18 protein-coding genes are annotated in these 16,970 nt (G+C 71.4%); 5 read left to right on the forward strand and 13 right to left on the reverse strand.

Features of this window, described 5'->3' with window-relative positions:
• Nucleotides 1–70: 70 nt before the first annotated feature.
• Entirely contained in the window at nt 71–499 is a 429-nt protein-coding gene (locus ACQCO7_RS09435; RefSeq protein ID WP_010355646.1) for an NfeD family protein, read from the reverse strand.
• 48 nt (nt 500–547) lie between these two features.
• Entirely contained in the window at nt 548–1,345 is a 798-nt protein-coding gene (locus ACQCO7_RS09440; RefSeq protein ID WP_464071385.1) for an ABC transporter ATP-binding protein, read from the reverse strand.
• A gap of 347 nt (nt 1,346–1,692) precedes the next feature.
• Here ACQCO7_RS09440 and ACQCO7_RS09445 point away from each other — a divergent pair, with 347 nt between their 5' ends.
• A complete protein-coding gene (locus tag ACQCO7_RS09445; protein ID WP_464071386.1) occupies nt 1,693–2,475 on the forward strand; it encodes a hypothetical protein in 783 nt (260 codons plus the stop codon).
• A gap of 268 nt (nt 2,476–2,743) precedes the next feature.
• Here the strand turns inward: ACQCO7_RS09445 and ACQCO7_RS09450 are convergent, their stop codons facing one another.
• From ACQCO7_RS09450 to ACQCO7_RS09465, 4 genes are all read right to left on the reverse strand, one after another.
• On the reverse strand, nt 2,744–2,983 hold the full coding sequence (locus tag ACQCO7_RS09450) for a chaplin (protein ID WP_055719594.1): 240 nt from the start codon (nt 2,981–2,983) through the stop codon (nt 2,744–2,746).
• Between the two features lie 159 nt (nt 2,984–3,142).
• Nucleotides 3,143–3,397 carry a chaplin gene (locus tag ACQCO7_RS09455; RefSeq protein ID WP_464071387.1) on the reverse strand — a complete coding sequence of 85 codons (255 nt, stop codon included), beginning with the start codon at nt 3,395–3,397 and terminating at the stop codon, nt 3,143–3,145.
• A 173-nt stretch (nt 3,398–3,570) separates the two neighbouring features.
• Entirely contained in the window at nt 3,571–4,212 is a 642-nt protein-coding gene (locus ACQCO7_RS09460) for a response regulator (protein WP_010355641.1), read from the reverse strand.
• On the reverse strand, nt 4,205–5,356 hold the full coding sequence (locus tag ACQCO7_RS09465; RefSeq protein WP_464071388.1) for a GAF domain-containing sensor histidine kinase: 1,152 nt from the start codon (nt 5,354–5,356) through the stop codon (nt 4,205–4,207). Before ACQCO7_RS09465 ends, ACQCO7_RS09460 begins: the two co-directional genes overlap by 8 nt.
• Nucleotides 5,357–5,758: 402 nt before the next feature.
• Here ACQCO7_RS09465 and ACQCO7_RS09470 point away from each other — a divergent pair, with 402 nt between their 5' ends.
• The gene (locus tag ACQCO7_RS09470; RefSeq protein ID WP_464071389.1) at nt 5,759–6,454 is read left to right on the forward strand and encodes a transglycosylase SLT domain-containing protein; all 696 of its coding nucleotides are present in this window, start codon (nt 5,759–5,761) and stop codon (nt 6,452–6,454) included.
• Between the two features lie 62 nt (nt 6,455–6,516).
• Here ACQCO7_RS09470 and ACQCO7_RS09475 read toward each other — a convergent pair whose 3' ends face one another.
• Complete coding sequence (locus tag ACQCO7_RS09475; RefSeq protein ID WP_464071390.1) at nt 6,517–8,991, reverse strand: ABC transporter ATP-binding protein/permease; 2,475 nt, start codon at nt 8,989–8,991, stop codon at nt 6,517–6,519.
• 268 nt (nt 8,992–9,259) lie between these two features.
• Here ACQCO7_RS09475 and ACQCO7_RS09480 point away from each other — a divergent pair, with 268 nt between their 5' ends.
• Both ACQCO7_RS09480 and serB read left to right on the forward strand, forming a co-directional pair.
• Entirely contained in the window at nt 9,260–10,726 is a 1,467-nt protein-coding gene (locus ACQCO7_RS09480; RefSeq protein WP_464071391.1) for a streptophobe family protein, read from the forward strand.
• Between the two features lie 471 nt (nt 10,727–11,197).
• Complete coding sequence (gene serB, locus ACQCO7_RS09485) at nt 11,198–12,418, forward strand: phosphoserine phosphatase SerB (protein WP_464071392.1); 1,221 nt, start codon at nt 11,198–11,200, stop codon at nt 12,416–12,418.
• Between the two features lie 45 nt (nt 12,419–12,463).
• On the opposite strand, the gene ACQCO7_RS09490 is transcribed toward serB, so the two are convergent.
• The 4 genes from ACQCO7_RS09490 to ACQCO7_RS09505 all read right to left on the reverse strand — a co-directional run bounded on the left by ACQCO7_RS09490 (nt 12,464) and on the right by ACQCO7_RS09505 (nt 14,940).
• Entirely contained in the window at nt 12,464–12,982 is a 519-nt protein-coding gene (locus ACQCO7_RS09490) for a SixA phosphatase family protein (RefSeq protein WP_464071393.1), read from the reverse strand.
• A 76-nt stretch (nt 12,983–13,058) separates the two neighbouring features.
• Nucleotides 13,059–13,265: a hypothetical protein gene (locus ACQCO7_RS09495; protein ID WP_029184123.1), complete on the reverse strand. Its 207-nt coding sequence runs from the start codon at nt 13,263–13,265 to the stop codon at nt 13,059–13,061.
• Between the two features lie 173 nt (nt 13,266–13,438).
• Nucleotides 13,439–13,555, reverse strand: a complete 117-nt coding sequence (locus ACQCO7_RS09500) for an SGM_5486 family transporter-associated protein (protein WP_010355634.1) — start codon at nt 13,553–13,555, stop codon at nt 13,439–13,441.
• A 47-nt stretch (nt 13,556–13,602) separates the two neighbouring features.
• Nucleotides 13,603–14,940 (reverse strand): CynX/NimT family MFS transporter, encoded by a 1,338-nt coding sequence (locus ACQCO7_RS09505; protein WP_464071394.1) that lies wholly within the window; start codon nt 14,938–14,940, stop codon nt 13,603–13,605.
• An 84-nt stretch (nt 14,941–15,024) separates the two neighbouring features.
• On the opposite strand from ACQCO7_RS09505, the gene ACQCO7_RS09510 reads away from it, so the two are divergent.
• Nucleotides 15,025–15,714 (forward strand): FadR/GntR family transcriptional regulator, encoded by a 690-nt coding sequence (locus tag ACQCO7_RS09510; RefSeq protein WP_464071395.1) that lies wholly within the window; start codon nt 15,025–15,027, stop codon nt 15,712–15,714.
• Here the strand turns inward: ACQCO7_RS09510 and ACQCO7_RS09515 are convergent.
• Nucleotides 15,695–16,051 carry a hypothetical protein gene (locus ACQCO7_RS09515; protein ID WP_464071396.1) on the reverse strand — a complete coding sequence of 119 codons (357 nt, stop codon included), beginning with the start codon at nt 16,049–16,051 and terminating at the stop codon, nt 15,695–15,697. The two genes, ACQCO7_RS09510 and ACQCO7_RS09515, sit on opposite strands and share 20 nt — an antisense overlap.
• A 148-nt stretch (nt 16,052–16,199) precedes the next feature.
• Complete coding sequence (gene fabI, locus ACQCO7_RS09520) at nt 16,200–16,967, reverse strand: enoyl-ACP reductase FabI (protein ID WP_319166609.1); 768 nt, start codon at nt 16,965–16,967, stop codon at nt 16,200–16,202.
• Nucleotides 16,968–16,970 lie beyond the last annotated feature (3 nt).

Genomic DNA, 16,970 nt, shown 5'->3' on the forward strand with positions numbered 1-16,970 from the left:
CCGGTCGAGTCTGACAGACCTTCACATAACTCGCGGGTCGTTCAGTTGAGTTGGGACCGGGCGCCGAGGGTCACAGGACGATCGCCGTAGCGCCTTCGATGTCCACGACGTCCACCTCCTGGCCGGGTTCGTAGGCGCGGTCGCCGTCCAGGGAACGGGCGGACCAGACCTCGCCGGCGAGTTTGATGCGTCCTCCCGCACCGTCCACGCGCTCCAGGACGACGGCCTGCCTGCCCTTGAGCGCGTCGATGCCGGTGGGCAGGTGGGGGCGGCTTCTGCTGTGCCGGTTCGCGATGGGGCGTACGACGGCGACGAGCGCCACCGAGACGATCACGAAGACCAGGACCTGGCTGACGGCGCCGAAGCCGAGTCCGGCCACGACGGAGGCGGCGATCGCGCCGACCGCGAACATGCCGAACTCGGGCATGGCCGTGATCACCAGCGGGATTCCGAGCGCCGCCGCGCCGACGAGCCACCACACCCACGCGTCGATGTTCACAGGTCAATGGTAGGTCCGCGAGGTCGGCGCGGACAGGGTGCGTGCCGGTCAGGAGAGCGGCAGTCCCTGGGCCGTCCAGCGGTCGCCGACCTGCTCGACGACGAGGGGGAGGCCGAAGCAGAGGGAGAGGTTGCGGGAGGTGAGTTCGAGTTCCATGGGGCCCGCGGCGAGGACCTTGCCCTGGCGGATCATCAGGACGTGCGTGAAGCCGGGGGCGATCTCCTCGACGTGGTGCGTGACCATGATCATCGAGGGGGCGATGGGGTCGCGGGCGAGGCGGCCGAGGCGGCGTACGAGGTCCTCGCGGCCCCCGAGGTCGAGGCCGGCGGCGGGTTCGTCGAGGAGGAGGAGTTCGGGGTCGGTCATCAGGGCGCGGGCGATGAGGGTGCGCTTGCGCTCGCCCTCGGAGAGGGTGCCGAAGCGGCGGTCCAGGTAGTCCGTCATGCCGAGGCGGTCGAGGAAGGCGCGGGCGCGGAGTTCGTCGACGTCCTCGTACTCCTCCTGCCAGCCGGCCGTCATGCCGTACGCGGCGGTCAGGACGGTCTGGAGGACCGTCTGGCGCTTGGGGAGCTTCTCGGCGAGGGCGATGCCGGCCATGCCTACGCGGGGGCGCAGTTCGAAGACGTCCGTGCCGGGCTTGCCGAGCGTCTCGCCGAGGACGGCGACCGTGCCGGCGCTCGGGAAGAGGTACGTGGAGGCGAGGTTGAGGAGGGTCGTCTTGCCCGCGCCGTTCGGGCCGAGGATGACCCAGCGCTCGCCCTCCTTGACCGACCAGGAGACCTGGTCCACCAGCGACCGGCCCTCGCGGACCACCGATACGTCCTGAAGCTCCAGAACATCGCTCATGAGCGCGTTGTCTCCCCTTGCAGTGTGGCCGGTCTCGGTTGTCGCGTGCGCCAGTCGGCTCGGCGGCCGTGCGCGGGTGGGCGCGGCCCCTTCGGGAAAATCTACGCCACCGGTCCGGCGGCCTGTTCCATCGGTCCGGTCCTTGGGCGCCTCTGATGGGTATCCGCGGAAGAAGGAGCGGCGTTCGGTGCGTGCTCTCGGGGTGCCGCGTGGAAGTCCTCGTAGCGGCGCTACGAGGACTTTCGCGCGGTGCCGCGAGTGGGGGTCCCCCCTGCTCGAAGAGCTTGGGGGAGTGCCGGGCCTCGCGACGCCGCGGAGGCCCATCAGAGGCGCCCTAGGCTGGGGGCATGCTTGCTGAACCGCGCGCTGGTCGCCTCGCCGCTTGGGGAAATGCCCTGTTGGCCGGACTTGTCTCTCCGGACGACGCTGTCGTCGCCGTGGTCGGGGAGGACGCGGTGCACCGGGTGGAGGGGTTGCCCGGGGAGGCCGCGCCCGTCGGACTCACCCTGGCGCTGGGGCGGTTGAGGGCGCTCGGGGTGAGCGGGCTGCGGGTCGCGCTGCCCGCGCCGGGGCATCCGCTGGGGCTCAGCGGGCCGCCGGAGTTCAACGCGCGGGCGCTGGAGGCGGAGGAGGCGGTGGTGTGCCACGGCGCCGCTCTCGGTCTGGTGCCGGAGGTCTTCGAGGCGGGGCCCGCCGGGGACGTCCACGTCGAGGTGACCTGGCACTGTCTGCCGGTCCGCGAGGCGCCGCCGGCCGATGTGCCGTCCCTGGGCGAGGCGGAGCGTGAGCTTGCCGAGGCTCTGCGGGACGCGACCGCTGTGCTGTCCCGGCTCGATGTCGCCGGGTCCGGGCCGGTGGCCGAGGCGGCGATCGACGCGTACCGCGCGCGTGCGGAACGGGGGCGCGAGCTGCTGGCGCCGGGGTACCCGCCGCGCGCCGTACGGGTCCTCGAACTCGCCCAGCGCGTGGGCCTGTTGGTCTCCCTCGCCACGGAGAACGGGCCCGGCGGCGCGGTGAGCGCGTCGGAGATGGCGGCGCGGGGGGCGGCGCTGCGGCCGGTGGAGCGGACGGCCCGGCGGGCGTCGGTGGCGGCGTACAACGCGTATGTGGAGGAGCGGGAGCGGGGGTGAGGACGGCGCCGGGCTCCCCCTGGAGCGGGAGCGGGCCGGAGACGGCGCGAAGTTCCCGGCGGCGAGAACGCCCGGGATGCGGCCGGGTCGCCTTGAGCGGGAGCGGGGCTGGAGACGCCCCGGTGCTCCCCGGGAGTGGGCGTGAGGCCGGCGGCGGGAGCGGGGCTGGAGACGACCCCGGGGGCGCCACCCGGGAGCCGGGCCGAGACGGCTGCGGGGCCCCACCCGGAAGAGTGGGGCCCCGTGGCCGTGTGCACAAAAGGTGACGTCAGTCGTTGACGCCCGTGTTGCCGAACGCCGGGTTCAGCAGGCCGATGACGTTGACCGAGTCGCCGACGACGTTGACGGGGACGTGGACCGGGATCTGGCCGACGTTGCCGGAGCCGACGCCCGGGGACTTCACGGCAGCGCCCTCGGCAGACGAGTCGGCGACGGCTGCACCGGCCGAAGCACCAGCGGCGATACCGGCGACGGTGAGGGCCACGGCGGCCTTCTTGGCGATGTTCATGAGAAGCGTTCCTCCTGCGTTCGCGTATCCGACCCGGCCACGGGTCGTGCGCTGTCCAACGCGGGAGCGGTCATGAACGGCACGGGATCCGGCCGCGATTGCGCCCGTTCGGATCATTGAAGCGACGGGACGATCAACCGACGGGCCGTTTGTAGAACTTCAGCGGTTGATGCCGAGGTTGCCGAACGCCGGGTTGAGCAAGCCGATGACGTTGACGCTGTTGCCGACCGCGTTGACCGGGACGTGCACCGGCAGCTGGATGACGTTGCCGGAGACGACGCCCGGGGAGTCGTGGGCCTCGCCGAAGGCACCCGCCCCCGAGCCGCCGTCGGTCGCGGACGCGAGACCGGCACCGGCGGCGAGCAGCCCACCCGCCACCATCGTCACAGCGGCGGCCTTCTTCAGGTTCTTCACTTCGCATGCCCTCCTGGCGATTGACCACGACGGTCGCCGTGGCACGCAGGGAGAACGGCGCACCCCCGGGAGAGGATGCGCCATGTGGGTGACATTCCCACGACAGTATGAATCTCGGACTGGAGCTGATCCCTCCGATTACGGCTCCCGCACGCCCCCTGACCAGCCCCTTCTCACCCCGTCACGCCGTGCCGCACGGCCCACAGCGCGGCCTGCGTACGGTCCGCCAGGTCGAGCTTCATGAGGATGTTCGAGACGTGCGTCTTCACGGTCTTCTCGGACAGCACGAGCGCCCGTGCTATCTCCCGGTTGGACCGCCCGTCGGCGATGAGCCCGAGGACCTCCCGCTCGCGCTCGGTGAGCGTCCCGCCCCTCCCCTGCCCGCCCGGCGACTCCTCCTGGGAGAGCAGCGCCCCGGCGACCTCGGGCTGGAGCAGGACGTGTCCGGCGTGGACGGAGCGGATCGCGCCGGCGAGGGCGTCGGGATCGACGTCCTTGTAGACGTACCCGGCGGCGCCCGCGCGCAGGGCCGGGACGACCGTCCGCTGCTCGGTGAAGCTCGTGACGATCAGCACGCGCGCGGGGTTGTCGAGGTCGCGGAGCTTGCGCAGGGCCTCGACGCCGTCCATGCCGGGCATCTTGACGTCCATGAGGACGACGTCGGGGCGCAGCTCCTCGGCGCGGGCGACGCCCTCCTCGCCGTCCCCGGCCTCGCCGACGACCTCTATGTCGTCCTGCACCTCCAGGAACGTACGCAGTCCGCGGCGGACGACCTGGTGGTCGTCGACCAGCAGCACCCTGATCGGCTCAGCCACCGGGGACCTCCATCTCGATGACGGTGCCCTGGCCGGGCTCCGATGTCACGGTCAGACGGCCGCCGACGCCGCCGGCGCGGTCCCGCATGGAGACCAGGCCGAGGTGGCGGCCGGCGCGGCGGACGATGGCGGGGTCGAAGCCCTTGCCGTCGTCCGTGACGCGCAGGACGGCGCCGCCGTGCCGCTCGTGCTTCTCCAGGGTGACGTCCACGCGGGCCGCGCCGGAGTGGCGCAGGGCGTTGTGGAGGGCTTCCTGGGCGACGCGCAGGAGGGCTTCCTCCTGGGCGGCGGGCAGGGCGCGCACGCCCCGGGCGGCGAGGGTGACGCGCGCGGTGTGGGCGCGGTCGAGGACCTGTATCTGGGTGCGCAGGGTGGCGACGAGGCCGTCCTCGTCGAGGGCGGCGGGGCGCAGCTCGACGACGGCCGCGCGCAGTTCGTCGGCGGCCTCGGCGGCGAGGGCGGCGACCTGGTGCAGCTCGCCCTTCGCGCGCGCGGGGTCGCGGTCGACGAGGGCGGCGGCGGCCTGGGCGGTCAGGCGCAGGGAGAACAGTTTCTGGCTCACCGCGTCGTGCAGCTCGTGCGCGAGGCGGGAGCGTTCCTCGGCGATGGTCAGCTCGCGGCTGCGCTCGTACAGGCGCGCGTTGGTGAGGGCGATCGCGGCGTGCTGGGCGAGGATCGCGAGGAGGTCCATGTCCTCGTCGGTGAATCCGCACTCGCCGTGGGTCCTGGGGCAGTTCTTGTTGGCGAGGAAGAGGATGCCGACGACGTCGTCGCCGTTGTGGATGGGCAGGCCCAGGAAGTCCGACATCTCGGGGTGCGCCTCGGGCCAGCCCTCGAAGCGGGGGTCCTTGCGCACGTCCGCGAGGCGCTCGGGCCTGGCCTCCTTGAGCATCGCGGCGAGGATGCCGTGCTGGCGGGGCAGGGGGCCGATGGCCTTCCACTCCTCGTCGCTCACGCCGTCCACCACGAACTGGGCGAAGCCGCCGTGGTCGTCCGGCACGCCCAGCGCCGCGTACTGCGCGTCGAGCAGCTCGCGCGCGGAGGCGACGATCGTCTTGAGGACGTCGCGCACCTCCAGATGCCTGCTCATCGCCAGCAGCGCGGCACTGACCGCCGCCAGCCCTGACCTGGGACCTTGACTCATGTCCTCACGGTACCGGCGGGGTGTGACAGCGCGGATCGGACCGGTGACGGGCACGGGGGTCGGGCGGTGGTCCTAGGGCTGAGGTCGGGGTCGGCGGGGAGAGCGTCACCGTTCGCGTTGCTTCAGCAACTCCCGGTGAGACCGTTACGCGCCCGGTGTGAGCCCGCACATAGGACCCATATCACCTACGAAGGTGAATAGGAGATAAACAGGGACCACCTGAACGGGAATGATTGGGCGTTGTGGGGCGATTTGCCCACCCCGACTCCACTAAGCGACATCGTAGATCACACCTTTGCCCAGCCATTTTGCTGCCGCTAAGAATGGCTCCCGTCGCTCAGCCCCGCGTCCCCCGACGGACATTCCGAGCGACCTCCCCGCCAATCGAAGAGGTCACCCGCCATGCCCAAGAACACGCACAAGATCGCGATAGCCGGCGCCGCCACCCTCGGTGCCGCCGCTCTCGCCTTCGCCGTCGTGCCGGCCGACGCGCAGACCACCACGAGCGAGGCCGCCCTCCCCGCGAACGTCGCCTACCGCACGGACGCCAAGGCGGGCGTGACGGACCAGTTCTCCTCGACCGGCTCGAAGATCGAGGCCATCGCCGCGCAGAAGAAGGCGCAGGCCGACGCGGTCGCCAAGGCCGCCGCGGCCAAGAAGGCCGCCGCCGCGAAGGCCGCAGCCGCGAAGAAGGCCGCCGTCGACCGCGCCGCGAAGACCGCCGCGAGCCGCTCCGCGCAGCGCGCCGAGATCAAGCAGATCGCCGTCAAGACGTACCCGGACAACCTCGACGGCTGGATCCGCAACGCGCTCGACATCATGGACGACAAGGGCATCCCGGGCTCCTACAACGGCCTGTACCGCAACATCATCCGGGAGTCCTCCGGCAACCCCTGGGCGATCAACAACTGGGACAGCAACGCCGCGATGGGCATCCCGTCCAAGGGCCTGCTCCAGGTGATCCAGCCGACGTTCACCGCGTACCACGTCTCCGGTACCTCGAAGAACATCTACGACCCGGTCGCCAACATCACCGCCGCCGCCAACTACGCGGCGCACCGGTACGGCTCGATCGACAACGTCAACAGCGCGTACTGACGCACGCAGCGAGAAGGGCGCCCCCTGCACACAGGGGGCGCCCTCGTCGTCGTACTCAGGAGCTACTTGCGCATGACCTCCGGCTCGTGCCGGCGCAGGAAGCGGGCGACGAAGAAGCCGCAGATCACGCCGAGCGCGATGAGGGCTGCCATGTCCATGCTCCAGGCGCCGACCGTGTGCTCCCACAGCGGGTCGGTGCCCTCGCCCTCCTTGGGCGGGCTGATCCGGTTGAAGTCGAGGGTCGCGCCGGCGGCGGCGACGGCCCAGCGGGACGGCATCAGGTACGAGAACTCGTTGACGCCGATCGAGCCGTTCAGCGTGAAGAGGCAGCCGGTGAAGACGACCTGGATGATCGCGAACATCACGAGCAGCGGCATCGTCTTCTCGGCGGTCTTCACCAGCGAGGAGATCACCAGGCCGAACATCATCGAGGTGAACCCGAGCGCCATGATCGGCACGGACAGCTCGACCAGCGTCGCGCTGCCGAGGACCAGGCCCTTCGCGGGGATCTCGCGGCTGGCGAAGCCGATCACGCCGACCAGCAGGCCCTGGAAGACGGTGATCATGCCGAGCACGAACACCTTCGACATCAGGTACGCCGAGCGGGACAGGCCCGTCGCGCGCTCCCGCTCGTAGATGACCCGTTCCTTGATCAGCTCGCGGACCGAGTTCGCCGCGCCCGCGAAGCAGGCGCCGACCGCGAGGATGAGCAGGACGGTGGTCGCGGTGCCGTTGGGAACGATGCGTCCGCTCTGCGCGTTGACCCCATTGGGAAGGAGGCCCTTGTCGGCGTCGATCAGCAGGCTGACCGCACCGAGCACCGCGGGAAGGATCACCATGAGAGCGAGGAAGCCCTTGTCGGACATGATGACCGAGGAATAGCGGCGCACCAGCGTGCCGAACTGACTCAGCCACCCCTGTGGCTTCGGCGGTTTCATCGCCTGCATGACCGGGACCTGTACGGCCTGCGGGGCGACGGCGTCGAGGTCCGCGGCGTACATCTGGTAGTGCTGCGAGCCCTTCCAGCGGCCCGCCCAGTCGTAGTCGCGGTAGTTCTCGAAGGCGGAGAAGACGTCGGCCCAGGTGTCGTAGCCGAAGAAGTTGAGCGCTTCCTCGGGCGGCCCGAAGTAGGCGACCGAGCCGCCGGGAGCCATCACGAGCAGCTTGTCGCAGATCGCGAGTTCGGCCACCGAGTGGGTGACGACGAGGACCGTGCGGCCGTCGTCGGCGAGGCCGCGCAGGAGCTGCATGACGTCGCGGTCCATGCCCGGGTCGAGGCCGGAGGTCGGCTCGTCCAGGAAGATCAGCGACGGCTTGGTGAGCAGCTCCAGGGCGACGGAGACGCGCTTGCGCTGGCCGCCGGAGAGAGAGGTGACCTTCTTCTCCTTGTGGATGTCCAGCTTCAGCTCGCGCAGCACCTCGTCGATGCGGGACTCGCGCTCGGCGGTCGTGGTGTCGGCCGGGAAGCGGAGCTTGGCCGCGTACTTGAGGGCCTTCTTGACCGTCAGTTCCTTGTGCAGGATGTCGTCCTGCGGGACCAGGCCGATGCGCTGGCGCAGCTCGGCGAACTGCTTGTACAGGTTGCGGTTGTCGTACAGCACCTCGCCCTCGTTGGCCGGGCGGTAGCCGGTCAGCGCCTTGAGCAGCGTCGACTTGCCGGAGCCCGACGGTCCGATGACCGCGATCAGCGACTTCTCCGGGACGCCGAAGGAGACGTCCTTCAGGATCTGCTTGCCGCCGTCGACCGTGACCGTCAGGTGCCGCGCGGAGAACGAGACCTCGCCGGTGTCGACGAACTCTTCGAGGCGGTCGCCGACGATCCGGAACGTCGAGTGGCCGACGCCGACGACGTCCGCCGGGCCGAGCAGCGCCGTACCGCCCTTGGGTATCGGCTGGCCGTTGACGTACGTGCCGTTGTGCGAGCCGAGGTCGCGGATCTCCATGCGGCCGTCGGGCGTCGAGTGGAACTCGGCGTGGTTGCGGGAGACCTGGAGGTCGGAGACGACCAGTTCGTTCTCCAGGGCGCGGCCGATGCGCATGACGCGGCCGAGCGCGAGCTGGTGGAACGTGGTCGGGCTGCGGTCGCCGTAGACCGGCGGCGCCCCCGCGCCGACGCCGGGGCCCTGCTGCGGGATGTGCGCGGCGGGCTGCTGGTTCCAGCCGGCGGCCTGGGCGGCGTACGGCTGCTGGTGCTGCTGTTGCTGTTGCTGTTGCTGCTGGTGTGCTTGATGTGTCACCGGCACCTGGGCCGCCGTCAGGTTCAGGCGGGGGCCGTCCGTCGCGTTGCCGAGGTTGACGGCGCTTCCCGGGCCCAGGTCGATGCGCTGGATCCGCTGGCCCTGCGTGTACATGCCGTTCGTGCTGCCGTGGTCCTCGATGACCCAGCTCCGGCCGTCGAATCTGACCGTGGCGTGCCGCCAGGAGACCCTGGCGTCGTCGAACACGACGTCCCCCTGAGGGTCGCGTCCGAGCGTGTAGGCCCTGGACGGATCGAGCGTCCAGGTACGTCCGTTTACTTCTAGTACGAGTTCAGGCACTCCATGCCCCACTGAGTTGTCCCCCGATATGCCCCTCATCCAGAGGGAGTCTAGGGATGTCGAACATCGGGGGGAACTATTTCAGTAGCGGCCCCCTGACCGAAAGTCGGGCCTTGCCAAGGGTGGTCGGAGGTTGTTCGGGAGTTGTTCGAGGCTTGTGAAGGCGGCGTCCACGCGGCGTCGTCGGCACCGTTGACGGGGTGGAAACCCACCCCGAGAGTGGTAAACGCACGCGAGGGGGACAGACGCGGCGGATCGGGGGGTCTGCATGGGTGCGGGGACGAGTGCGGGGAGCGTAGGACGAACGCCGTACGGGCGGGGTACGCCGTGGGGAGACGTCCTGTTGACCGCGGTCGCCGCGGTGAGCTGGGCGTTGATCGGGATGGCGGGGGTCGCGGCGCTCGGGCTGCATCTCCTCCAGGCCGATTCCGCCGCGTCGCTCGGGCCGATGACGGCGGCCGTGGTGGCGCTCGGGGCGGGTGGGTCGGTGTCGCCCTCGGGGGACCTGTCCGCGTTCGGGATGACGGGGGCGAAGGCGGCCGGCGCCATCGAAATCGCGCCACTCGGGGTGGGGCTGGTCGGGGCGCTCCTTCTGTCCTGGTTCTTCCTGCGGTCCCTGCGTACGGCGGGAGTTGTCGTGCCGCTTTCCGAACTCCTCGTCCGGGCGGGGGCGGTGGCCGCGTTGTTCGTCGCGATGCTCGGGGGGCTCGCCTGGGCCGGACACGATGTGATCACGATCGACGGGGGGTCGCTCGGCGGGGGGTCGCTGAAGTTGCCCGGGGTCGGGGATCTCGGGGGGCTGCTGCCGGATCGGGTCGGGGATCTCGTCGAGGCGAAGGCGGCGGTCGGGTTCACCGTCGACACGGGGGCGACGCTGCTGGGTGGGTTCGCCTGGTGCGCCGGGGTTCTGGTGCTCGCGCTGCTCGCCTCCCGTCGTACGCCCCTGCCCCTGAGCTGGGGGTTCGTCCACCGTGTCGTGCGGCCCGCCGTGTCCGCCGTCGTGTCCGTGCTGCTTGTCGCCGTCGCGGCGGGGTGGGCCGCCGCCGTGTTCGCGTCCCTCCGTGACGACCATCCGGGCCGTATCTACGGCGCGGCGCTGCTCGGGGCGCCCAACGGGGTGTGGGTCGGCGTCGACGTCGGGTTGTTCGTGCCGCACGACGGGCGGGCCGGGGGGATCCTCACGTACGTCCTGCCGGACCCGCTGGACCGGCTGCTCGCGTCCGGGGGCCGGCAGTCCGTCACCCTGCCACGGCTCGCCGAACTCGACGGGCGCGTGTGGTTGTTGGGGGTGGCGGCGGTGTTGATGATGCTGCTGGCGGGGGTGTTCGCGGCTGTCCGGACACCTGTTCCCGTGGGGGGTGGGCGGCGGTTCGTCGGGGGGTGTGCCGTGCGGTTGGGGGTCGTTACGGGGGTGGCGTTGGCGTTGCTCGCTCGGGTGACGGTGGTTTCCGTGGACGCGGGGTTGTCCGTGCTGGGGTTCGATGCGGTGGGGGCGGGGTTGATGCTGCGGGGGGACGTGGTGGTGGCGGGGCTGGCCGGGGTGGGGTGGGGGTTGGTGGCCGGGGCCGCGGGGGCGGGGTTGGCGTGGGTGAGCGGGGCTGCGGGGAAGGGGGTTTCCCGGTTGGCGGTGGGGTCTGGTGGAGGCGGCGGGGGCAGCGGGCCTTATGCGCCTCGGCCGTCGTATCGGGCGCCCGACGCCGAGACGAATCCTTATTTGCGGAAGCCGGAGGGGTGAGGGGTGGAGGGGGTGGGTGCGGTGGTGGTTCGGGTGCGGGTTGGTGGGTGGCTGGGGTGGGGGCATTGGCGCTTGCCCGCGCCGGCGGGGTGCCGCTGCGCCCACCCGTGCCGCCCCTAGCGGCACGACTGCCCGCAGCTAGGTGAGGCGAGTGGAGCGGGCGCGGGGCAGTGGGGGCGGCGCGGCTGGCCGCAGCTGCGCGGGGCGAGTGGAGCGGGTGCGGGACGGTGCGGGGCAAGTGGAGCGGGTGCGGGGCGGTGGGGGGCGGGTGAGGCGGCGCGACTGGCCGCAGCTGCGCGGGGCGAGTGGAGCGGGTGCGGGTTGGTGTGGGGTGGGTGGGTTTGTGGTGGGGGTGGGGCGTGAGTGTGTCGTCGTAGCATGTCCGTCATTTTTTTGTCGTTCAGTGTTTTCCGTCCGACTGTCGGACCTGGGCGGCGCGCGGGGAGAGGGGGCGGTTACGGTGTAGGGACCATGAGCGATACGCAGACGCAGGCTCCGGCCTCGGACGTTCCCACTCTTCTCGTCAAGATCTTCGGCAAGGACAGGCCCGGTATCACGGCCGGGCTGTTCGACACGCTGGCCGCTTACGCCGTTGACGTGGTCGACATCGAGCAGGTGGTGACTCGGGGGCGGATGGTGCTGTGTGCGCTGGTCACCGAGCCGCCCCGGGGGCTGGAGGGGGAGCTGCGGTCGACCGTGCACAGCTGGGCCGAGTCGATGAGGATGCAGGCGGAGATCATCTCCGGCCTCGGTGACAACCGGCCGCGCGGCCTCGGCCGCTCGCTCGTGACGGTGCTCGGGCACCCGCTGACGGCTGAGGCGACGGCCGCGGTCGCCGCGCGGATCACCAAGGCCGGCGGCAACATCGACCGTATCTTCCGGCTCGCCAAGTACCCGGTGACGGCGGTGGAGTTCGCGGTCTCCGGCGTCGAGACGGAACCTCTGCGGACCGCGCTCGTCACGGACGCGGCGGCGCTCGGCGTCGACATCGCGGTCGTCGCGGCGGGGCTGCACCGGCGGGCCCAGCGGCTGATCGTCATGGACGTCGACTCGACGCTCATCCAGGACGAGGTGATCGAGCTCTTCGCGGCGCACGCCGGGTGCGAGGAGCAGGTCGCGGAGGTCACGGCCGCGGCGATGCGGGGTGAGCTGGACTTCGAGCAGTCGCTGCACGCGCGCGTGGAGCTGCTCGCGGGGCTCGACGCGTCGGTGGTGGAGAAGGTCCGTGAGGAGGTCCGGCTGACGCCGGGTGCCCGGACCCTGATCCGTACGCTGAAGCGGCTCGGGTATCAGGTCGGGGTCGTGTCCGGCGGGTTCACGCAGGTCACCGACGACCTCAAGGAGCGGCTCGGGCTCGACTTCGCGCAGGCGAACACGCTGGAGATCGCCGACGGGAAGCTGACCGGGCGGGTCACCGGCGAGATCGTCGACCGGGCCGGCAAGGCGCGGCTGCTGCGGAGGTTCGCGGCGGAGGCGGGCGTACCGCTCGCGCAGACCGTCGCCATCGGGGACGGCGCGAACGACCTCGACATGCTCAACGCGGCGGGTCTCGGTGTCGCGTTCAACGCGAAGCCGGTCGTCCGGGAAGCCGCGCACACGGCCGTCAACGTGCCGTTCCTCGACACCGTGCTGTACCTGCTGGGTGTCACCCGGGAAGAGGTCGAGGCTGCGGACACGCACGACGAGGACTGACAGAGCCCGGCGCCGCTGCGGGCGGGCCGGGCTCCCGGGGTCCGGTCAGGCGCTCGGGGTCCAGAAGTCGACGAGCTTGCCGACTCCGTGCTCGACGCTCTTCCAGGAGCCCTCGAAGGTCAGCGCCGCGAAGGCCGAGGTCGGGAAGCCGGTGCGGTTCATCTTCGCGAGGAGGTCGCCCTCCGCCTCACCCGCGAGCGCGTCCGCGAGGGCGTGCACGCCCGGGTTGTGGCCGATCAGGATCAGGCTGCGTACGTCGTCCGGCGTCTCGTTCAGCACCGCGATCAGTTCGCCCAGGGACGCCTCGTAGATCCGCTCCTCGTACACCGTCTTCGGGCGTTCCGGGAGTTCGCCGACCGCGAGCTTCCACGTCTCCCTCGTGCGGGTCGCGGTCGAGCACAGAGCCAGGTCGAAGCTGAATCCCGCGTCCGTCAGTCTGCGGCCCGCGACGGGGGCGTCCTTTCGGCCACGCTCCGCGAGGGGCCGCTCGTGGTCGTCTCCGTCGTTCCAGTCGGCTTTCGCGTGTCGCAGGAGGACGATCTTGCGGGGTTCTTCAACGCTCATACGTCCCAGCTTCGCATGAAACAGGCCACCGGGCTCGGGGAGTTGACGGGGTTCGGGGGGTGTTCGAGCGGGTCGCCTAGCTCGTCATCAGCTGCTGGAGGCGTTCCAGCAGTTGCGTCACCGTCGGGTGTGTGGCCGCCGCCTGGGTGTCCGACGGGTTCAGGACCATGCCCAGCAGGACGAGGAACGCGAGGATCGGGAGGGCCAGCGCCCACCAGGGGATACGGATGTCCGCGCCGCCCGTGGTCGCCGGGTGGGGGCGGGTGTGGGAACGGGCCGGCATGGTTCCTCCGCAGCGCTTCGAGTGGTCCCGTGGCCGTCTCCCACGGCCACACCTCGAAGGTACGCAAGTCGCAAGGGCCGGCCCATCCGGACTTCCACCCACTTCACCCTGACCCTCACCCCCTAGGGGACGGGGGGTTAACCCCACCCCCGGTGTCCCCGGGGGCGGGTGGGTCAGGGCGAGGCGATCGTGGCGATGACGGCGATCACGATGAAGATGGCGAAGAACGAGCCGAAGACGATGAGCATCTTCCGCTGGCCGTTCTGCGGATTCGGGTCGAGCAGAGGCATACGACCAGTTTCGCACCCGGTACGAGGAAGGCGGGGGCCGGGGTGACTCAGGCGGCCAGTTCCTCCTCCACCGTGCGCTTGCGGCCCGCCAGGACGCCCACCGCGGTCTGGGGGACCAGGAGGAGGGCCATGAGGGTCAGGGGGACGTGCCAGTCGCCGGTGGACTGGTAGAGGACGCCGATCAGGAGGGGGCCGGGGATGGAGATCAGGTAGCCGACGCTCTGGGCGAACACCGAGAGCCGGGCCACGCCCGCACCCGTCCGGGCCCGCATGCCGACCATCGTGAGGGCGAGGGGGAAGGCGCAGTTGGCGATGCCGAGGAGCAGGGCCCAGAGCCAGGCGCCGGCGGCGGGAGCGACGTACAGACCCGTGTACCCCGCGAGGCCGCAGACACCGAGCGCGACGACGATCGGCCCCTGGTGGGGCAGCCGGGTGGCCAGCCGGGGGATGACGAAGGCCAGGGGCACGCCGAGGACCATGGTGACGGCGAGGAGCAGCCCCGCGGTGCCCGCGGAGACCCCGGCGTCCCGGAAGATCTGCGGCAGCCAGCCCATCGTCACGTACGCGCCGGTGGCCTGGAGCCCGAAGAAGACGGCGAGCGCCCAGGCGGTACGGCTGCGGGTGATCCGCAGGGGCGCGGCCCGGGACGCCGGTCCGCCCGCAGGGATACCCGGCTGCGCGGCCCCGCGCGCACGTGCCGCCTGGGCGCTCGCCGGTTCACCGTTCCCGGTATCCGCACCAGCCCGCCGTACCCCCCGCCCGAACAGCACCCACGGCACCACCGCCGCCCCCGCGAGCCCCGCCCACACCGCGAGCCCGACCCGCCAGCCCTCCCCCAGCGCGTCCGTCAGCGGGACCGTGACCGCCGCCGCCGTGGCCGTGCCGAGGGCCAGGGCCATCGAGTACAGGCCCGTCATGGGGCCCACGCGGTCCGGGAAGTGGTGTTTGACGACGACCGGCATCAGGACGTTGCCGACGGCTATGCCCATGAGGGCGAGGGCGGTGGCGGCGAGGAAGCCGGGGACGCCGCCGATGTAGGGGCGCAGGAGGAGGCCCGCGGTGAGGGCGACCAGGCCCGCGCCGACGGTCCGGGTGGCGCCGAAGCGGTTCGCGAGGCGCGGGGCCGTGATGCCGAAGACGGCGAAGCACAGGGGCGGTACGGACGTGAGGAGGCCGGCGACGCCGCCGCTCATGCCCATGCCGTCGCGGACCTCTTCGAGGAGCGCGCCGAGGCTGGTGATGGCGGGGCGGAGGTTGACTGCGGTGAGGACGATCGCGAGGACGAGGAGCCGCTTGGGCGTGCGCGAGCCGGGTTCCGGCGTGGCCGGTGCCGTGTGCGCCGGGGGTGCCGGGACCGTCGTCCGCCGTGCCGTCTTGCTCACCATGCACCCATCATAGAATCATAGGATGATTCCCTGTCCAGCTCCGGCCTCCTCGTCCGCCCCGCCCCTCCCGTGCGAAGGTGTCCCATGGCCCTGACCCACCCTCGCCGCTCCGCCCTCTCCGAACAGGTCATCGCGGCCCTGCGCCAGCAGATCACCTCCGGTGAGTGGCCCGTCGGCTCCCGCATCCCCACCGAGCCCGAGCTGGTCGAGCAGCTGGGCGTGGCCCGCAACACCGTCCGCGAGGCGGTCCGCGCGCTCGCGCACAACGGCCTGCTCGACATCCGGCAGGGCTCGGGGACGTATGTCGTCGCGACGAGCGAACTCGCCGGCGTCATGCAGCGCCGCTTCGCCGGTGCCGACCCCCGCCACATCGCCGAGCTGCGCGCGGCCCTGGAGTCCAGCGCGGCGCGGCTGGCCGCGGAACGCCGTACGGACAAGGACCTGCGTCAGCTGGACGCGCTGCTGGCGCGGCGGGAGGAGGCGTGGGCGTCCGGGGAGCGGGAGGCGTTCGTGGCGGCGGACGCGACGCTGCACCTGGCGGTGGTGGCGGCGTCCCACAACGACGCGATGACCGCGCTGTACGCCGACCTGGGCGAGGTGCTGCGGGACTTCCTGCGCGACGACGTGGGGCCGGAGCTGTCGCCGGGGTCGTACGTGGAACACGCGCGGCTGATCGAGGCGATCCGCGCGGGGGACGCGCGGGGCGCGGCGGCGGAGGCGGCGGGGCACGCGTTCGGGTGCCGGTTCGAGGCGGTCACCCCCGCTGGTGGCTGACCCACACCGTACGGATCTCCTTCCAGCAGCGGCCGGTGAGCCGTACGGTCCTGGCGGGGCCCGCGTCGACGGGCGGCGTGTCCGTGTCGATGTCCCACCAGCGCGCGCACTCCACGTGCAGGCGGACGCGGTCGGTGCCGGGGTAGGGGTTGTGGCACCAGGCGACGGCCTGGGAGCCCGTCACACCGGTACGGCACTCGGCGCCGAACGGCTGTACGCGCGCGGGGGGTGACGGTCTCTGCGGCGGCACGCGCGTGTGGGGCAGCGCTTCGTACGGCAGGCACAGCAGCAGGGCGACGGCGGCTATCGCAGGGGTGACGCTGCGGGACAGGCGCACAAGGGGACCTCCTGGGAGAGACGTACTCCTACAGGCGTACTCCCAGCCTGCGCCGCTGTCCCGGTCCGGTGCCCGGTCTGGAGGGCCGAACGGGTGAGGGCCCGTACCCGGGGCACAGCTCCCGGAGACGGACCCTCTCAGGAAGACGTCACGCGCCGATCGCGTGCAGCCCGCCGTCCACGTGGATGATCTCGCCCGTCGTCTTCGGGAACCAGTCGCTCAGCAGGGCGACGATGCCCTTGCCGGCCGGCTCCGGGTCCTTGAGGTCCCACTCCAGCGGGGAGCGGTGGTCCCAGACGGCGGCCAGGTCGCTGAAGCCGGGGATCGACTTCGCGGCCATGGAGGCGAGCGGGCCGGCGGAGATGAGGTTGCAGCGGATGTTCTGCTTGCCGAGGTCGCGGGCGACGTAACGGCTGGTGGCTTCGAGGGCGGCCTTGGCCGGGCCCATCCAGTCGTACTGCGGCCAGGCGTACTGCGCGTCGAAGGTGAGGCCGACGACGGAGCCGCCGCTCTGCATCAGCGGCAGGCAGGCCATGGTGAGCGACTTCAGGGAGTACGCCGAGACGTGCATGGCCGTGGCCACGGACTCGAACGGCGTGTTGAGGAAGTTGCCGCCGAGCGCGTCCTGCGGCGCGAAGCCGATGGAGTGGACGACGCCGTCGAGGCCGCCGAGCTCCTCGCCGACGATGTCGGCCAGCCGGCCCAGGTGCTCGTCGTTGGTGACGTCCAGCTCGATGACCTTGGTGGGTTTCGGCAGCTTCTTCGCGATGCGCTCGGTGAGCGTCGGCCGGGGGAACGCCGTCAGGATGATCTCGGCGCCCTGCTCCTGGGCCAGCTTGGCGGCGTGGAAGGCGATGGAGGACTCCATCAGCACACCGGTGATCAGGACGCGCTTGCCGTCGAGGATTCCGCTCATGGT

The organism is Streptomyces saintjeani, assembly GCF_055409605.1.

Coding starts and splice junctions, on each gene's coding strand:
- ACQCO7_RS09440 (WP_464071385.1), bottom strand. CDS start 1,345: ATGAGCGATGTTCTGGAGCTTCAGGACGTATCGGTGGTCCGCGAGGGC.
- ACQCO7_RS09445 (WP_464071386.1), top strand. CDS start 1,693: ATGCTTGCTGAACCGCGCGCTGGTCGCCTCGCCGCTTGGGGAAATGCC.
- ACQCO7_RS09450 (WP_055719594.1), bottom strand. CDS start 2,983: ATGAACATCGCCAAGAAGGCCGCCGTGGCCCTCACCGTCGCCGGTATC.
- ACQCO7_RS09465 (WP_464071388.1), bottom strand. CDS start 5,356: ATGAGTCAAGGTCCCAGGTCAGGGCTGGCGGCGGTCAGTGCCGCGCTG.
- ACQCO7_RS09470 (WP_464071389.1), top strand. CDS start 5,759: ATGCCCAAGAACACGCACAAGATCGCGATAGCCGGCGCCGCCACCCTC.
- ACQCO7_RS09480 (WP_464071391.1), top strand. CDS start 9,260: ATGGGTGCGGGGACGAGTGCGGGGAGCGTAGGACGAACGCCGTACGGG.
- serB (WP_464071392.1), top strand. CDS start 11,198: ATGAGCGATACGCAGACGCAGGCTCCGGCCTCGGACGTTCCCACTCTT.
- ACQCO7_RS09490 (WP_464071393.1), bottom strand. CDS start 12,982: ATGAGCGTTGAAGAACCCCGCAAGATCGTCCTCCTGCGACACGCGAAA.
- ACQCO7_RS09495 (WP_029184123.1), bottom strand. CDS start 13,265: ATGCCGGCCCGTTCCCACACCCGCCCCCACCCGGCGACCACGGGCGGC.
- ACQCO7_RS09500 (WP_010355634.1), bottom strand. CDS start 13,555: ATGCCTCTGCTCGACCCGAATCCGCAGAACGGCCAGCGGAAGATGCTC.
- ACQCO7_RS09505 (WP_464071394.1), bottom strand. CDS start 14,940: ATGGTGAGCAAGACGGCACGGCGGACGACGGTCCCGGCACCCCCGGCG.
- ACQCO7_RS09510 (WP_464071395.1), top strand. CDS start 15,025: ATGGCCCTGACCCACCCTCGCCGCTCCGCCCTCTCCGAACAGGTCATC.
- fabI (WP_319166609.1), bottom strand. CDS start 16,967: ATGAGCGGAATCCTCGACGGCAAGCGCGTCCTGATCACCGGTGTGCTG.